Origin of the sequence: Niallia sp. Sow4_A1, assembly GCF_052116745.1 — a bacterium.
In the GTDB taxonomy this organism is placed as follows: Bacteria; Bacillota; Bacilli; order Bacillales; family Cytobacillaceae; genus Niallia; species Niallia hominis.
The window spans coordinates 1-16408 of record NZ_JBQKKM010000021.1; the positions used below are offsets into that span (position 1 = coordinate 1).

Genomic DNA, 16408 nt, shown 5'->3' on the forward strand with positions numbered 1-16408 from the left:
GATGATCAGGTTGATAGGTCAGAGGTGGAAGCGTGGCGACATGTGGAGCTGACTGATACTAATAGATCGAGGACTTAACTAAAACGAAAAGCGGAAACGCCTGTTTATCGGCGTACAAACTGGAAGAGCTTGTTCTTTCGATAAAGGAAACACGATGAACGTAAGTGAATCGATGTTGACTTACGCAAAAGAGATGATCGGAAGTTTGATAGGCGATAGGCGTTGGAGCTGGACAATAAAACTTAGCGTAAGCTAAGTGAGATTACTTGTTTCTTTTCTTTTACTTCATAATCTAGTTTTGAGGGAATAACTCTCAAAAATCAATAGTCTGGTGGCGATAGCGAGAAGGTCACACCCGTTCCCATACCGAACACGGAAGTTAAGCTTCTCAGCGCCGATGGTAGTTGGGGGTTCTCCCCCTGTGAGAGTAGGACGTCGCCAGGCTGTCAAAAGGTTCTAAAAGCATTATGCTTTTAGGGCTTTTTTTATTTTAATTATCCCTTTTTATATTTACCCCAAATGTTTTAATCTTTTAAGTTTCTTTCGCTTGATAAATATAAATATATATTATTTTTTTATTCAATAAGATAAGCCTCGGCAAATTATTTAAACTTGAAAATTGTGATAAATCAGACTATAGTTAATATAATCTTTATACATACTCTCCTTTCTGGCATGAAAGAATGATGATAGTAGGTTTGGAATCACTAAAAAATGGGAAAATTAATAAAACGTCTTCCTTGCTAAATATTATTTTTATCGTGTATAATTATAGTCAAATATAGTCAAAGTCAGAAGGGGGAGGCTTGGTGAGAAATATTTCGGATATAATTGAGCTTTACTTAAAAGAAGTATTAGAAATGAGCGAAAAATCATTAGTGGAAATAAAGCGAAGTGAAATTGCCGATAAATTTGAGTGTGTCCCATCACAAATTAATTATGTTATTAATACTCGTTTCACTATTGAAAAGGGGTATGTAGTTGAAAGTAAACGTGGTGGCGGTGGTTTCATTCGAATTATGAAGGTTCAAACACATGATCATGCCCATTTAATTGATCAATTACTATCCCTTATTCAAAGTCGGATACCTCAAAACAGTGCGGAAGATTTAATTCTTCGACTAGTAGAAGAAGATGTTATTAATAAGCGAGAAGCAAAGATTATGTTAAGTGTAATCGATCGCTCTGTATTATATTTAGAATTACCTTATCGAGATGAATTAAGAGCAAGATTATTAAAGGCGATGTTAACATCATTAAAATATAAATAACATCCCAGTTTTTAAATTGAGGTGAGAAACATGATGTGTTCTGAATGTAATCAAAGACCAGCTACTTTACATTTTTCAAAAAATATTAATGGGAATAAGACAGAGTTTCATCTCTGCGAGCATTGTGCACAAGAAAATGGTGATATGTTTATGATAAACGGAACAACTGGTTTATCTTTAAACAGTTTATTAGCGGGGTTACTAAATATAGAGCCAAGTTTTCAACACATCACTGAGGATACTTATAAGCGACAACAGCCTTTACAGTGCAAAGAGTGTCAGATGACATTTTCTCAATTCAGGAAAGTTGGTAAATTAGGCTGTCCTCACTGTTATGATACATTTAAAGAACAATTGCTGCCATTCATTAAACGATTGCATGGTGGTAATGTAGAGCATAAAGGGAAAATTCCAGAACGAATAGGTGGTCATTACCTCATTAAAAAGGAAATTGACCAGTTGCGAATAGAGCTCAAAGATCTAATTAATAGGGAAGAGTTTGAAAAAGCAGCAGTTATTCGAGATGAAATAAAGCATAAAGAACAACAGTTAACTTCTTTTAATGAGGGAGGGGAGTAACGTGTCTTTAGAAAAATTTATAAGTAAAGCACGGACTTCATGGATGAGTTCCGAGGGACCTGACTCTGAAATTGTGCTTACCTCTCGGATTCGATTAGCTAGGAATATACAGAACGTGAATTTTCCTCTTTTATTTTCAAAAGAAGAAGCTGATAATGTGATTCAGCAGGTGGAGGATTCTCTATTAAAGCAATTCAATCAAGAACTAGAATTGCTTGCAATGAGTGAGTTAAACACATTAGAGAAAAGAGTTCTAGTAGAAAAGCATCTCATTAGTCCTCAGCTTGCTGACCAATCTCCTAATGGAGCTGTAATATTATCAGAAGATGAAGAGTTAAGCATAATGATTAACGAAGAAGATCATATTCGAATTCAGTGTATAAAGCCTGGTCTCCAAATAGATGAAGCATTTAAAGAAGCTGATTCAATGGATGATTTAATAGAAAAAAAGATAAATTATGCTTATCATACAGAAATGGGATATTTAACAAGCTGTCCGACTAATATAGGAACAGGTTTAAGAGCTTCTGTAATGATGCATTTGCCAGGAATGGTGTTAACGCAACAAATGAGTCGAATTATTCCGGCTATTCAACAGCTTGGCTTAGTGGTTAGAGGTATTTATGGAGAAGGTAGTGAGGCACTTGGAAATATTTTTCAGATATCCAATCAAATAACATTAGGAAGATCTGAAAAAGACATCATGGAGGAACTAAAAAGTGTCGTTATGCAGTTGATTGAGCAAGAAAAAGGAGCAAGAAATGCATTAGCACAAACCTCCAACATACAATTAGAAGATAGAGTTTTCCGCTCCTATGGAATATTATGCAATAGTCGTATTATGGAAACAAAGGAAGCAGCTAAATGCCTTTCCGATGTTCGATTAGGTATTGATATGGGATATATCAAAAATATATCAAAAAGTATCCTTAATGAATTAATGATTCTTACCCAGCCAGGGTTTTTACAACTTTACGCTGGAGAACAAATGAATCCAACTGATCGCGATATTCGTCGTGCATCCTTAATAAGAGAAAGATTAAAATTGGAAACAGAATAAAGATTCTAAGGAGGATGAAAGTATGATGTTTGGCCGATTTACAGAAAGAGCGCAGAAGGTATTGGCACTTTCCCAGGAAGAAGCAATTCGCTTAGGTCATAATAATATTGGTACAGAGCATATTTTACTTGGGTTAGTTCGTGAAGGGGAAGGAATCGCAGCAAAGGCTTTACAGGCGCTTGGATTAGGTGCAGAAAAAATTCAAGAGGAAGTAGAAAACTTGATCGGCCGTGGGCAAGATGCAGCACAAACTATTCATTATACACCAAGAGCTAAAAAAGTAATAGAACTGTCGATGGATGAAGCAAGGAAATTAGGTCATTCATATGTAGGTACAGAACATATCCTTTTAGGGTTAATAAGAGAAGGAGAAGGGGTTGCTGCTAGAGTATTAAATAATTTAGGTGTAAGCCTAAATAAAGCTCGCCAACAAGTACTTCAATTACTTGGAAGTAGTGAGTCTGGCAACCATCCAGGTGGATCGGCAGCTAGTGCTAATACCCCAACTCTAGATAGTTTAGCTCGTGATTTAACAGCTATTGCAAGAGAAGGAAGCCTAGATCCGGTTATTGGTAGAAGCAAGGAAATCCAACGTGTTATTGAAGTGTTAAGCAGACGAACAAAAAATAACCCTGTATTAATTGGGGAACCTGGTGTTGGTAAAACAGCTATTGCTGAAGGCCTTGCACAACAAATTGTTCAAAATGAAGTTCCGGAAATATTAAGGGATAAACGTGTTATGACATTAGATATGGGGACAGTTGTGGCTGGTACGAAATACCGTGGTGAATTTGAAGACCGTTTAAAGAAGGTAATGGATGAAATTCGCCAAGCTGGTAATATTATTCTATTCATCGATGAGTTGCATACGTTAATTGGTGCTGGTGGAGCAGAAGGTGCAATTGATGCTTCCAATATTTTGAAACCATCTCTAGCGCGTGGGGAGCTTCAATGTATTGGTGCTACTACATTAGATGAATATCGTAAATATATTGAAAAAGATGCGGCATTAGAAAGAAGATTCCAGCCTATTACAGTAGATGAACCTACAAGTGAAGAATCTATTCAAATTTTAAAAGGTTTAAGAGATCGCTATGAGGCACATCATCGTGTTTCAATTACAGATGAAGCAATTGATGCAGCTGTAAAATTATCTGATCGCTATATTTCTGATCGCTTCTTACCAGATAAAGCAATTGACTTGATTGATGAGGCTGGTTCTAAGGTCCGTTTAAGATCTTATACAACTCCTCCTAACTTAAAAGAGTTGGAAGTAAAGTTAGAGGAAGTACGCAAAGAAAAGGATGCTTCTGTTCAAAGTCAAGAATTCGAGAAGGCGGCATCTTTACGTGATACGGAACAAAGATTGAGAGAACAGTTAGAAGAGACGAAGAAGAATTGGAAAGAAAAGCAAGGACAAGAGAATACAGAAGTGACAGTGGAAGATATTGCGAGTGTTGTTTCTAGCTGGACTGGAATCCCTGTATCTAAGCTTGCACAAACAGAAACAGATAAGTTATTAAACATGGAAAATATTCTTCACAATCGAGTAATTGGTCAAGAAGAAGCAGTAATTGCGATTTCTAAAGCAGTAAGACGTGCTAGAGCTGGATTAAAAGATCCAAAGAGACCAATTGGTTCCTTTATTTTCCTTGGTCCTACTGGGGTGGGTAAGACGGAGCTTGCTCGTGCCCTTGCGGAGTCTATGTTTGGGGATGAAGATGCGATGATTCGTATCGATATGTCTGAATACATGGAGAAGCACTCTACTTCAAGGCTAGTAGGATCTCCTCCAGGGTATGTCGGATATGAAGAAGGCGGACAATTAACGGAGAAAGTAAGAAGAAAACCATACTCTGTCGTGCTTTTAGATGAAATTGAGAAGGCACATCCAGATGTATTCAATATCTTACTTCAAGTTCTAGAAGATGGTCGACTTACAGACTCAAAAGGAAGAACGGTTGATTTCCGTAATACTGTCTTAATAATGACATCTAATGTTGGTGCTTCTGCGTTGAAACAAAATAAATATGTTGGTTTCAATGTTCAGGATGGAGACCAAGATTATAAAGATATGAAGGGTAAAGTAATGGAAGAGCTGAAAAGAGCATTCCGTCCAGAGTTTTTAAATCGTATCGATGAGACAATTGTTTTCCATGCATTAGAGAAAAAGCATTTAAAAGAAATCGTTACTTTAATGGCAGATCAATTAGTTAAACGCCTAGTAGAACAGGACATTCAACTATCTATTACAGAAGCGGCAAAAGAAAAAATAGCGGAAGAAGGCTATGATCCAGAGTATGGAGCAAGACCACTTCGTCGTGCGATACAAAGACATGTAGAGGACCGATTATCGGAAGAGCTTCTAAAAGGAACCGTATTAACTGGTCAACAGATTGAGTTAGATGTAGAGAATGGTGAGTTCACAGTAAAGGTCAATGGAGCAGAGCCAGCAGTAAATTTACAAAAATAATAAACGAGTAAATGAATATAAGTGACACACGTATTACAGCTTCCTGCGTGTGTCCTTTCTTTATTTAATAAAATATAGGTGTAAGATTACCATCTAAGTATTTTCGTATAGCAACATACCGGGAATACATATCATTAAGGTAGAAGAAGAAATGAGTATACAAGGAAAAGGGTGCTGAATATGGCCAAAAGGAAAACAAAATTTCTTTGTCAGGATTGCGGATATGAATCTGCAAAATGGATGGGGAAATGTCCAGGATGTGGCAACTGGAATACCATGGTGGAAGAAGTAGAGAAAAGCGCTGTTCAAAGAAAAGGAGCGTTTGCCCACACAGCTACCAGTACGATTGCTGCAAAACCGATTCCTATAACAAGCATTGAAACTGTTAATGAACCTAGAATTTATACAGATTTAATCGAATTAAATCGTGTGCTTGGAGGAGGAATAGTTCGAGGTTCACTCGTATTAATAGGGGGCGATCCAGGGATAGGGAAGTCTACGCTTTTATTACAAGTTTCTTCTCAATTGGCACAGAAGAAGCATTCCGTTTTATACGTATCTGGGGAGGAATCTCAGAAGCAAACAAAATTAAGAGCAGATCGGTTAGGTGTAGTTTCAGACCATTTGCTTGTTTATTCGGAAACCAATCTAGAAGAAATAAGTAGAACGATTGAAAATACGAATGTAGAGTTTGTTGTTATTGATTCGATTCAAACAATCTATCATCCCGAAGTTACTTCTGCACCTGGAAGTGTTTCTCAAGTTAGAGAATGTACAGCGGAATTGATGCGAATTGGAAAAACAAAAGGAATAGCAATTTTTATTGTAGGACATGTTACAAAAGAAGGATCTATAGCAGGTCCAAGATTGTTAGAACATATGGTGGACACTGTTTTATATTTCGAGGGAGAAAGACATCATACATATCGCATTTTGCGGGCAGTAAAGAATCGATTTGGGTCTACCAATGAGATGGGCATTTTTGAAATGAAAGAATTTGGTCTTGAAGAAGTAGAGAATCCATCTGAAATTTTCCTAGAAGAGCGTTCACAAGGTGCCGCGGGTTCAACAGTTGTAGCATCAATGGAAGGGACGAGACCTGTTCTTGTTGAAATCCAAGCATTGATTTCACCGACGAGCTTTGGTAATCCAAGGAGGATGGCGACTGGGATTGATCATAATAGAGTCCCGCTTTTAATGGCAGTGTTAGAAAAAAGAGTAGGAATGTTATTACAGAATCAGGATGCTTATTTAAAGGTAGCTGGTGGGGTAAAACTGGATGAGCCTGCTATTGATTTAGCAATCGCAGTAAGTATTGCGTCAAGCTTTAGAGATAAACCAACTAAAGCTACGGATTGCATTATAGGAGAAGTTGGATTAACTGGGGAAGTTAGAAGAGTTTCTCGTATTGAGCAAAGAGTACAGGAGGCTGCAAAACTTGGGTTTGAACGTGTTATTATTCCAAGCAATAATTTAAGCGGTCTAAAGGCACCAGAGGGAATAAAGGTTGTGGGAGTTAGTTCAGTGGCAGAGGCATTAACAGCCGCTTTTGGGGACTAATTAAGAAAAAATACATTGATGTGAATTTTTAGTTGTGTTAAAATGGAGTATTTAATTATTTGACAGCGATTTATTTTTAATGCTAATCTAGTTTTATCAAATAAAATAGATATTTATCTCTCTGTCTGTGTTATCTTTTCAATTTACAGTTGGGAATTATATGTTTTTCTATGTATCTTCCTTTATCCATAATTTTTATAGATAGATACGAAGGAAGTATTTACAGTATATTATTATTTCCCGCGCAATGTATAAGGATTGCATCAAAATTAACACTAGTATTTGGCATAGTCATCATATCTATAAAAATAACTTTTTCATTACAAATAAAAAATTCCTGTAATATTAGGTTTCAAATCTGGGAATTTGTTTATAATGTGAAAGAGGAGGTGGAAGTATTGTTAAAACGCATTGTTCAAATTTGTTTTTTAATTATTGGAGGAACAATAGGATTTTTATTCATTCCTGATTTATTCTCCATAATGTCTATTGATCATAATCTTATTAATAACGCATATGTGTCAGCAATACTTGGTGCCATTATTTTTTATCTTATTACTTTTTGGGCGATTGATTATATTGTTAACTTTATCAAGTTCTTGGAAGAATCGATTGTAAAGGCTCCAATAACAGATATTATTTTTGGTAGTGTTGGAATAGGATTTGGGTTAACTTTGGCCTTTTTAGTAGGGTATGCGTTAACATCTGTTCCTGTGCTTAATAATGTCGCGCCAATTCTTTTGTCATTACTTTTTGGATATTTAGGTTTTCAAGTTGGCTTTAAGAAGAGAGATGAACTGTTAACGCTCTTCACAGCAAGAAAGAAAAAAGTAGTGGAAGAAGAACCCTTAAAAGTTGAAAAAAGTAATTTAAAAATATTGGATACTAGTGTTATTATTGATGGGAGAATTGCGGATATTTGCCAAACAGGGTTCCTAGAGGGCACCATTGTTATTCCGCAATTTGTTCTTGGAGAGCTTCAGCATATAGCAGATTCATCAGATGCGCTTAAACGTAATCGAGGAAGAAGAGGGTTAGATATTCTTAATCGGATACAAAAAGAGTTAGCGATTAAAGTGGAAATTTACGAAGGTGATTTTGAAGATATCACAGAAGTAGATAGTAAACTAGTTAAATTAGCTAAATTGACTAATGGTGTTGTTGTAACGAATGATTTTAACCTAAATAAAGTTTGTGAACTGCAGAAGGTTGCTGTTCTTAATATTAACGACTTGGCAAATGCCGTAAAACCGGTTGTTCTTCCTGGAGAAGAGATGAAAATCCAAATTATCAAAGACGGGAAAGAACATAATCAAGGTGTTGCATATCTAGATGATGGAACAATGATTGTTGTGGAAGAAGGACGCAATTATATTGGAAAACATATAGATGTTCTTGTAACAAGTGTCTTGCAGACGTCTGCGGGTCGAATGATTTTTGCTAAACCAAAGTTATTAGAAAAAGCATTGTAAGAATAGGGGTTAGTAACATGGCTTATGAAGTCATTATTCCGGCAGCTGGACAAGGGAAACGAATGGGATTAGGAAAGAACAAACTGTTTCTTGAGTTAGACCATTTACCAGTATTTATTCATACCTTACTTGTTTTCGAAAATGATCCAAACTGTAATGGAATTTGGTTGGTAGTTAGTTCAGACGATAAAAAACAAATGAGTGAACTAGTAAAGAAATATGCAATTATGAAAGTTGCTGCACTAATTGAGGGTGGTAGTGAAAGACAACACAGTGTCTACCATGCAGTAAAGGAAATATCGGATGATACGATCGTTCTTGTTCATGATGCGGCTAGACCTTTTATTCAAACAGATCAAATAGCTAGATTGACAAAGGTTGCAGAGGAAAGTGGCGCAGCTGTTTTAGCAGTACCAATTAAAGATACTGTCAAAAGGGTTGATGGTGATTTGGTAGTGGAAACAGTTGAGCGTTCAAGCTTGTGGGCTATTCAGACCCCACAAGCTTTTCGCATTTCCATTTTAAAAGAGGCACATGAAAAGGCGGTTGTAGATACATATATAGGTACAGACGATGCTAGTTTGGTGGAGAGATTTGGACAAGCTGTTCACATTGTTGAAGGAAACTATGACAATATTAAATTGACGACACCGGAAGATTTATACTTTGCTGAAGCAATAGTAGCGAAGCGAAAAATAAAGAACTAGCGAGAGAGTAATATTTTTTAATAAGGGAAAAAGACTGGAGGATTTTTAAGATGTTTCGGATTGGACAAGGTTTTGATGTTCATCAATTAGTAGTCGGCAGGCCGCTTATTATCGGTGGGATAGAAATACCGCATGAAAAGGGACTGCTCGGACACTCTGATGCAGATGTTTTACTACATACGATTGCGGATGCCTGTTTAGGAGCTATTGGAGAAGGAGATATTGGAAATCATTTTCCAGATACGGATGATGCATTTAAAGATGCTGATTCAGCAAAACTATTGCAGCATGTATGGCAAATAGTGAAGGAAAAAGGCTATAAATTAGTAAATGCTGATTGTACGATTATGGCACAGCAACCTAAAATGGCACCCCATATTCAGGCAATGCAAGCAAGGATTGCGGAGTTGCTCGAAACAGAACAGGAAAATGTAAATGTAAAAGCGACTACTACAGAGAAATTAGGGTTTACTGGAAGAGGAGAAGGAATTGCATCACAAGCGGTTGTATTACTCCAAAAAAGAAATGGATAAATGATAGGTAATTAAGGACGAAACCTTTTAAAGGAAAAAGCAAAGTGATAGAATAGATTAGAAAAAGCGTAAGTAATCAAGGAGGCACAAGCATGTCTAACGAAATTCGTGTTCGTTATGCTCCAAGTCCAACGGGACATCTGCATATTGGGAATGCGCGTACAGCATTATTTAATTATTTATTTGCACGTAGTAAAGGCGGAAAGTTTATTATCCGCATTGAAGATACTGATAAAAAAAGAAATATTCAAGGTGGAGAAGAAAGCCAGCTGAAATATTTAAAATGGCTTGGAATGGACTGGGATGAAAGTACGGATGTTGGTGGTGAATATGGTCCGTATCGTCAGTCTGAAAGAAATGATATTTACAAAAAGTACTACACAGAATTATTGGAAAAAGGACTTGCTTATAAATGTTATTGTACGGAAGAGGAAATTGAAGCAGAAAGAGAAGAACAAGTAAGCAAAGGAGAAACACCTAAGTATTCAGGCAAATGTCGCCATTTAACAAAAGAACAACAGGGGAAATTAGAAGCTGAGGGAAGACAGCCTAGTATTCGAATTCGTGTTCCTGAAAATGTTGTTTATGAATTTAATGATATGGTTAAAGGGGAAGTTTCTTTTGAATCAGAAACAATTGGCGATTATGTCATTGTTAAAAAGGACGGGACTCCAACATATAACTTTGCTGTGTCTATTGATGATCATTTAATGGATATCACCCATGTTTTACGTGGAGATGATCATATTACCAATACACCAAAACAATTGATGCTCTATGATGCATTTGGTTGGGAAAGACCGATATTTGGGCATATGACATTAATTGTCAATGAAAGCAGAAAGAAATTGAGTAAGCGTGATGAATCAATTATTCAATTTATTGAGCAATATGAAGAACTAGGCTATTTACCTGAAGCGTTATTCAATTTTATTGCTTTATTAGGCTGGTCTCCAGAAGGCGAAGAGGAATTATTCTCTATTGAAGAATTTATTCGTATTTTTGATCCAGCGAGATTGTCTAAATCTCCTGCGCTATTTGATCAAAATAAATTGGCATGGATGAATAATCAATATATTAAAAAGGCAAATATAGAAACTGTTGTGCGTCTAGCTGTTCCACATTTAGAAAAAGCTGGCTTAGTGAATGAAAATCGTTCTGCTGAAGAAGAGGCATGGGTAAATAATTTGGTTGCTTTATACCAAGAACAAATGAGCTGTGGAGCAGATATTGTAGACTTATCTACTTTGTTCTTCAGTGACGAAATTCATTATGATGAAGAAGCAAAAGAAGTTTTAGCTGGGGAACAAGTTCCTGCAGTAGTACAAGCCTTTAAAGAAGCATTAGCTGAAATGTCGGAATGGAGTGCTGATCAGATAAAGGCTTCCATTAAAGCAGTTCAAAAGGCTACCGGTCAAAAGGGTAAAAACTTATTTATGCCAATTCGAGTTGCTACAACAGGACAAACGCATGGACCAGATTTACCAAAAGCCATTGAGCTTCTAGGAAGAGAAAAAATTGATGCAAGATTAACAGCATTAATTAGTTAACATTTCTAGGGAAATGTAATATAGTAATAGGAAAGCTATATAGAAAAATCGTAGATGAGGAAAAGTAAAAAAGGAGAAGCTTATTAGAGAGAATCATCACCCGGCTGAAAGTGATTCAAGTAACCTCTTTTTTGAAGTGCACCTCAGAGTCCTATATCGAAAAAATGTTTTAGTAGATAGAGGCGGAACCTAACCGTTAACAGGGATTGAGTGGAGATTATCGTTTACGAGCGATAGTCTAAACAGAGTGGAACCGCGCCTCAAAAAGCGTCTCTGTCTTTTTTAGACAGAGACGCTTTTTTTATGGATTTATCCCATTCTTAATGGACAGTAATTCTCCTAAAAGCTTATGGAAAATAAGAAGATAAGTGGGAGGTTAACTTTCCGTAAAGGTCCCATTGGTTCAACAAACCATCGGGAGAGGGCCCTCGACTGATGAAGGTTTCTTTATTCATTAAAGGTAAGAGCGAACTTGCTATTTGGAGGGAGTACGTTTACCTTGTGGTGATAGATTTGTTTTTAGAGTATTGTCTGTATGGAGAGTCGGGAGAATTTCTAAGTTCTAATTTTATATTAACAATAATGGTATTAAACTGATGTATCTTTTGCATAAAAATAATTATTTTAGGAAATGAAGCGAAAGAACAACGATCCATTTTTAAGGAGTATGACTGTTAGAAAGCAGAATATAGTTGCAAATGGGGGGAGATTAGTATGTTTCGGCGCATAAAAGAGGATGTTGCAGTTGTGTTTGAACAAGATCCTGCTGCAAGAAGCTCAATAGAGGTTATCTTAACCTACTCAGGGTTGCATGCCATATGGTTTCATCGAATTGCTCATTTTTTATATAGACATAAAAGGTTCTTCCTAGCTAGGGTCATCTCACAATTTTGCCGCTTTTTGACAGGTATTGAAATACACCCAGGAGCAAAGATCGGAAATCGACTATTTATTGATCACGGAATGGGCGTTGTCATAGGGGAGACGTGTGAAATTGGGGATAATGTCACCATTTTTCAGGGAGTAACGCTTGGGGGAACAGGGAAAGAAAAAGGAAAAAGACATCCGACTGTTAAGGATAATGCGCTGATTGCCTCAGGAGCCAAAGTATTAGGATCAATTGTTATTGGGGAAAATGCGAAAATCGGTGCTGGTTCCGTTGTGCTTAGAGACGTACCAGCAAATTCAACGGTTGTAGGTATTCCGGGGAGAGTAAAGGTACAAGATGGTATTAAAATAAAGAAAGACTTAAATCATTGTGATTTACCAGATCCAGTTGCTGATCGACTAAAAGAAATGGAAATGGAAATTACTCAATTAAAAGAACAACTAAAAGAATTACAGGATGAAAGGAGTTATAAGTAATGTCTATTCAAATATATAACACTTTATCAAGAGTAAAGGAGGACTTTGTTCCACTTGAAGAGGGAAAGGTAAAAATGTATGTGTGTGGACCAACAGTCTATAATTATATCCATATTGGTAATGCTCGTCCTGCTATTGTTTTTGACACAGTTCGTCGCTATCTAGAATTCCGTGGTTATGATGTACAATACGTATCCAACTTCACTGATGTGGATGATAAATTGATTAAAGCAGCAAATGAACTTGGAGAAACAGTACCGGTTATTGCTGACCGCTTTATCCATGCATACTTTGAGGATGTTTCCGCATTGGGCTGCAAAAAAGCTGATTCGCATCCCCGTGTAACAGAGAATATGGATATTATTATCGATTTTATTGCTGCATTAATTGAAAAGGGCATTGCCTATGAGTCAGAAGGTGATGTCTATTATCATACAAGAGCTTTTAATGGATATGGTAAGCTCTCTCATCAATCCATTGATGAACTGCGCTCAGGTGCTAGAATTGCAGTAGGAGAGAAAAAACAAGATTCATTAGATTTCGCTCTATGGAAGAAGGCGAAAGATGGAGAGATTTTCTGGGAAAGTCCTTGGGGGCAAGGGCGTCCGGGGTGGCATATCGAATGCTCTGCAATGGTCCGCAAATATTTGGGTGATACCATTGATATCCATGCAGGCGGGCAGGATTTGGCATTTCCCCATCACGAAAATGAAATTGCTCAGTCTGAAGCATTAACTGGAAAGACTTTTGCTAATTATTGGATGCATAATGGATATATTAACATTGATAATGAGAAGATGTCTAAGTCGCTTGGGAATTTTATTACGGTAAATGATATTATTAAAATTCATGATCCACAAGTGTTAAGATTCTTTATGCTATCTGTTCATTATCGCAATCCAATTAACTATAGTGAAGAGGTATTGGAAAAGACAAGAGCTGGTTTAGAAAGAATTCGGACTTCTTATGAAAACTTAAAGCATCGCAGTACAGCAAGTACAGATCTTACTGATACAAATGACGAATGGATTGCTAAAATTGCTGATCTTCGAAAACAATTTGTTGAAAGTATGGATGATGATTTTAATACAGCGAACGGAATATCTGTTCTATTTGAATTATCGAAGCAAGCAAACTATTACCTACTTGAAAAAACAACATCACCTGCTGTTATTCATGCTTTTATGAATGAATTTGAAGAATTATTTGGAGTGCTTGGTCTATCCCTATCTCTTGATGAGGAATTATTAGATGAAGAAATAGAAGCACTGATTGAAAAAAGAACACAAGCAAGAAAGGATAGAAATTTTGCCCTTGCTGATCAAATTAGAGATCAATTAAAGGCAATGAATATCATTTTAGAGGACACAGCACAAGGTATACGATGGAAAAGAGGGTAAAAGATGCTTCTCTATGAAAAAAAAGTAGATGAAAAGCAATTGAACAGCCTTGCCCTTGCCTATATGGGTGATGCTGTTCTTGAAATATATGTAAGAAGACATTTGTTATATAGCGGAAAAGTGAAGCCAAATCAGCTTCATAGGGAAGCTACCAGATATGTATCAGCTAAAGGACAGGCAAAAGTAGTGCATCACCTCCTTGAAAAGGAATTTTTTTCGGAAGAGGAAATAGCAGTATTAAAGAGGGGAAGAAATGCAAAATCGGGTACGGTCCCTAAAAATACGGATGTACAGACATATCGATATAGTACTGGTTTTGAAGCGGTATTAGGATATTTATATTTAGCGATGAAAGAAGAGCGACTTGAGGAAATAATCCAAGCGGCTTTTTCTATCATTGAAAGCAAATAGGAGGAGCAAAAAGTGTCTAGTGACTTTATTGTTGGAAAAAATGCAGTAATTGAAGCATTAAAATCAGAAAGAGATGTAAATAAAATACTTATTGCAGAAGGATCCCAAAAGGGCCAAATGCAAACAGTAATCGGTTTAGCTAAACAGGAAAATGTACTCGTTCAATTCGTTCCCAAAAAAAAATTAGATAGCTTGGTAGATGTGAATCATCAAGGGGTTGTAGCGCAAGTTGCTGCCTATCAGTATGCAGAAATAGATGATTTGTTTGCATTAGCAGAAAAGAAGCAAGAAACACCCTTTTTCTTGTTGCTTGATGAAATTGAGGATCCGCATAATTTAGGATCTATCATGAGAACGGCTGATGCAGTAGGTGCGCACGGCATTATTATTCCTCGGAGACGGGCAGTAGGTTTAACGGCAACTGTAGCCAAAGCTTCCACGGGTGCTATTGAGCATATTCCTGTTGTACGTGTGACAAATATGGCAAGGACGATAGAGGAACTTAAGACGAGAGGAATATGGATTGCAGGAACAGATGCAAAAGGAAGTGAAGATTATCGGAGATTCGATGGAACGATGCCATTAGGATTAGTGATTGGTAGTGAAGGAAAAGGCATGGGAAGGCTGATTAAGGATAAATGTGATTTCCTTATTCATTTACCTATGGCTGGAGCTGTCACTTCGTTAAATGCTTCTGTTGCAGCCGCACTTTTAATGTATGAGGTATATCGGAAACGCCATCCACTTGAGGGATAAAAATGGATATTCTTATCGTCGATGGATATAACATTATTGGAGCTTGGCCAGAATTAAATGCGCTAAAACATAAAGATCTTGCAGCAGCAAGGGATGCTTTGGTTAGTAAAATGGCGGAGTATCAGGGATATTCAGGATATCGAGTAATAGTTGTATTTGATGCCTATTATGTGAAGGGGACAGAGAAAAAGTATAAAGATTACAAGGTGGAAGTCATTTTTACTCGGGAAAACGAAACAGCTGATGAACGGATTGAAAAGCTTGCTATTGAGCTAAATAACAGAAAAACACAAATACATGTTGCGACATCAGATTTTACGGAACAGTGGGCGATTTTTGGACAAGGTGCCCTGCGAAAATCAGCCCGGGAATTGTGGATAGAGATGGGTGGCATGGAGCAGGAAATAGGGAAAAAAGTAAAAAAAATAAAAGAAAAAAAGCCTGTTGCTAAGATTCCGCTTTCGAGAGAAATAGAAGAAATTTTCGAAAAATGGCGCCGTGGAGAGAAATGAGTTGTTGACGCTCAAAAAAAAGCTAGAGTATAATGGATTTATCCATGATTGCACGGTCGGGGGGATCTGTATGAGTACTGACAACTGGACTAAGAGTAACGAATATATTAGAAATTATATGGAACTTGAAGATGAAGTGTTAGTGGAATTGGTGCACAAAGGGGAAAGTGATGCTTTAGATTACTTAATTCAAAAGTATCGTAACTTTGTGCGAGCTAAAGCCAGATCCTATTTCTTAATCGGAGCAGACAAAGAAGATATTGTACAAGAAGGAATGATTGGTCTTTATAAGGCGATTCGTGACTTTAAAGAGGACAAACTCTCCTCATTTAAAGCTTTTGCAGAACTATGTATAACACGCCAGATTATAACTGCTATTAAAACGGCAACTAGGCAAAAGCATATTCCTTTAAATTCTTATGTTTCTTTGGACAAGCCTATCTATGATGAAGAATCTGATCGAACATTAATGGATATTATATCTGGTGCAAAGGTTCTTGATCCAGAAGAATTAATCATTAATCAGGAAGAATATGATCATATTGAGATAAAAATGTCTGAATTATTGAGTGATTTAGAAAGAAAAGTATTGTCTCTATATCTTGATGGTCAATCTTATCAGGAAATTTCTGAAGAATTAAATAGACATGTAAAGTCGATTGATAATGCTCTACAACGAGTGAAGAGAAAGTTAGAGCGATATTTAGAAATAAGAGAATTTTCGCTTTAAGCATCAATTTTTTTTGAAATAGCAAATAT

15 protein-coding genes, 1 rRNA gene and 1 other annotated feature are annotated in these 16408 nt (G+C 36.7%); all 16 genes read left to right on the forward strand.

Annotation, left to right across the window (positions count from 1 at the left end; genetic code table 11):
* Window positions 1-327: 327 nt before the first annotated feature.
* The 16 genes from rrf (at window position 328) to sigH (ending at window position 16379) form a co-directional block, all read left to right on the forward strand.
* A 5S ribosomal RNA gene (gene rrf, locus ACTQ5K_RS12760) occupies window positions 328-444 on the forward strand.
* Between the two features lie 365 nt (window positions 445-809).
* Complete coding sequence (locus ACTQ5K_RS12765; RefSeq protein ID WP_031537870.1) at window positions 810-1271, forward strand: CtsR family transcriptional regulator; 462 nt, start codon at window positions 810-812, stop codon at window positions 1269-1271.
* 30 nt (window positions 1272-1301) lie between these two features.
* Complete coding sequence (locus ACTQ5K_RS12770; protein ID WP_031537871.1) at window positions 1302-1850, forward strand: UvrB/UvrC motif-containing protein; 549 nt, start codon at window positions 1302-1304, stop codon at window positions 1848-1850.
* Between the two features lies 1 nt (window position 1851).
* Entirely contained in the window at window positions 1852-2910 is a 1059-nt protein-coding gene (locus ACTQ5K_RS12775) for a protein arginine kinase (RefSeq protein WP_031537872.1), read from the forward strand.
* Window positions 2911-2932: 22 nt separating this feature from the next.
* The gene (gene clpC / locus ACTQ5K_RS12780) at window positions 2933-5383 is read left to right on the forward strand and encodes an ATP-dependent protease ATP-binding subunit ClpC (protein ID WP_031537873.1); all 2451 of its coding nucleotides are present in this window, start codon (window positions 2933-2935) and stop codon (window positions 5381-5383) included.
* Window positions 5384-5563: 180 nt separating this feature from the next.
* Window positions 5564-6943: a DNA repair protein RadA gene (gene radA, locus ACTQ5K_RS12785; RefSeq protein ID WP_031537874.1), complete on the forward strand. Its 1380-nt coding sequence runs from the start codon at window positions 5564-5566 to the stop codon at window positions 6941-6943.
* A 398-nt stretch (window positions 6944-7341) separates the two neighbouring features.
* Window positions 7342-8415 carry a PIN/TRAM domain-containing protein gene (locus ACTQ5K_RS12790; protein WP_031537875.1) on the forward strand — a complete coding sequence of 358 codons (1074 nt, stop codon included), beginning with the start codon at window positions 7342-7344 and terminating at the stop codon, window positions 8413-8415.
* 17 nt (window positions 8416-8432) lie between these two features.
* Complete coding sequence (gene ispD, locus ACTQ5K_RS12795) at window positions 8433-9122, forward strand: 2-C-methyl-D-erythritol 4-phosphate cytidylyltransferase (protein WP_031537876.1); 690 nt, start codon at window positions 8433-8435, stop codon at window positions 9120-9122.
* A gap of 50 nt (window positions 9123-9172) precedes the next feature.
* The gene (ispF, locus tag ACTQ5K_RS12800; protein WP_349204584.1) at window positions 9173-9655 is read left to right on the forward strand and encodes a 2-C-methyl-D-erythritol 2,4-cyclodiphosphate synthase; all 483 of its coding nucleotides are present in this window, start codon (window positions 9173-9175) and stop codon (window positions 9653-9655) included.
* 92 nt (window positions 9656-9747) lie between these two features.
* Window positions 9748-11205, forward strand: a complete 1458-nt coding sequence (gene gltX, locus ACTQ5K_RS12805) for a glutamate--tRNA ligase (protein ID WP_048717921.1) — start codon at window positions 9748-9750, stop codon at window positions 11203-11205.
* Between the two features lie 42 nt (window positions 11206-11247).
* Window positions 11248-11483, forward strand: a binding site (T-box leader).
* Between the two features lie 436 nt (window positions 11484-11919).
* On the forward strand, window positions 11920-12570 hold the full coding sequence (gene cysE / locus ACTQ5K_RS12810; protein WP_048717919.1) for a serine O-acetyltransferase: 651 nt from the start codon (window positions 11920-11922) through the stop codon (window positions 12568-12570).
* Window positions 12570-13970: a cysteine--tRNA ligase gene (gene cysS / locus ACTQ5K_RS12815; protein ID WP_284561149.1), complete on the forward strand. Its 1401-nt coding sequence runs from the start codon at window positions 12570-12572 to the stop codon at window positions 13968-13970. Before cysE ends, cysS begins: the two co-directional genes overlap by 1 nt.
* Before the next feature lie 3 nt (window positions 13971-13973).
* The gene (locus ACTQ5K_RS12820; RefSeq protein ID WP_048717914.1) at window positions 13974-14381 is read left to right on the forward strand and encodes a Mini-ribonuclease 3; all 408 of its coding nucleotides are present in this window, start codon (window positions 13974-13976) and stop codon (window positions 14379-14381) included.
* 12 nt (window positions 14382-14393) lie between these two features.
* Entirely contained in the window at window positions 14394-15137 is a 744-nt protein-coding gene (gene rlmB / locus ACTQ5K_RS12825; RefSeq protein ID WP_349204585.1) for a 23S rRNA (guanosine(2251)-2'-O)-methyltransferase RlmB, read from the forward strand.
* 2 nt (window positions 15138-15139) lie between these two features.
* Window positions 15140-15649, forward strand: coding sequence for an NYN domain-containing protein (locus ACTQ5K_RS12830; RefSeq protein WP_048717912.1), 510 nt, complete (start codon window positions 15140-15142; stop codon window positions 15647-15649).
* Between the two features lie 70 nt (window positions 15650-15719).
* A complete protein-coding gene (sigH, locus tag ACTQ5K_RS12835) occupies window positions 15720-16379 on the forward strand; it encodes an RNA polymerase sporulation sigma factor SigH (RefSeq protein WP_048717910.1) in 660 nt (219 codons plus the stop codon).
* The last annotated feature ends 29 nt before the right edge of the window (window positions 16380-16408 follow it).

What these genes read in the sequence shown, in the direction of transcription:
- ACTQ5K_RS12770 (WP_031537871.1), top strand. Translation starts at nt 1,302, where the DNA reads ATGATGTGTTCTGAATGTAATCAAAGACCAGCTACTTTACATTTTTCA.
- clpC (WP_031537873.1), top strand. Translation starts at nt 2,933, where the DNA reads ATGATGTTTGGCCGATTTACAGAAAGAGCGCAGAAGGTATTGGCACTT.
- radA (WP_031537874.1), top strand. Translation starts at nt 5,564, where the DNA reads ATGGCCAAAAGGAAAACAAAATTTCTTTGTCAGGATTGCGGATATGAA.
- ispD (WP_031537876.1), top strand. Translation starts at nt 8,433, where the DNA reads ATGGCTTATGAAGTCATTATTCCGGCAGCTGGACAAGGGAAACGAATG.
- ispF (WP_349204584.1), top strand. Translation starts at nt 9,173, where the DNA reads ATGTTTCGGATTGGACAAGGTTTTGATGTTCATCAATTAGTAGTCGGC.
- gltX (WP_048717921.1), top strand. Translation starts at nt 9,748, where the DNA reads ATGTCTAACGAAATTCGTGTTCGTTATGCTCCAAGTCCAACGGGACAT.
- cysE (WP_048717919.1), top strand. Translation starts at nt 11,920, where the DNA reads ATGTTTCGGCGCATAAAAGAGGATGTTGCAGTTGTGTTTGAACAAGAT.
- cysS (WP_284561149.1), top strand. Translation starts at nt 12,570, where the DNA reads ATGTCTATTCAAATATATAACACTTTATCAAGAGTAAAGGAGGACTTT.
- ACTQ5K_RS12820 (WP_048717914.1), top strand. Translation starts at nt 13,974, where the DNA reads ATGCTTCTCTATGAAAAAAAAGTAGATGAAAAGCAATTGAACAGCCTT.
- ACTQ5K_RS12830 (WP_048717912.1), top strand. Translation starts at nt 15,140, where the DNA reads ATGGATATTCTTATCGTCGATGGATATAACATTATTGGAGCTTGGCCA.
- sigH (WP_048717910.1), top strand. Translation starts at nt 15,720, where the DNA reads ATGAGTACTGACAACTGGACTAAGAGTAACGAATATATTAGAAATTAT.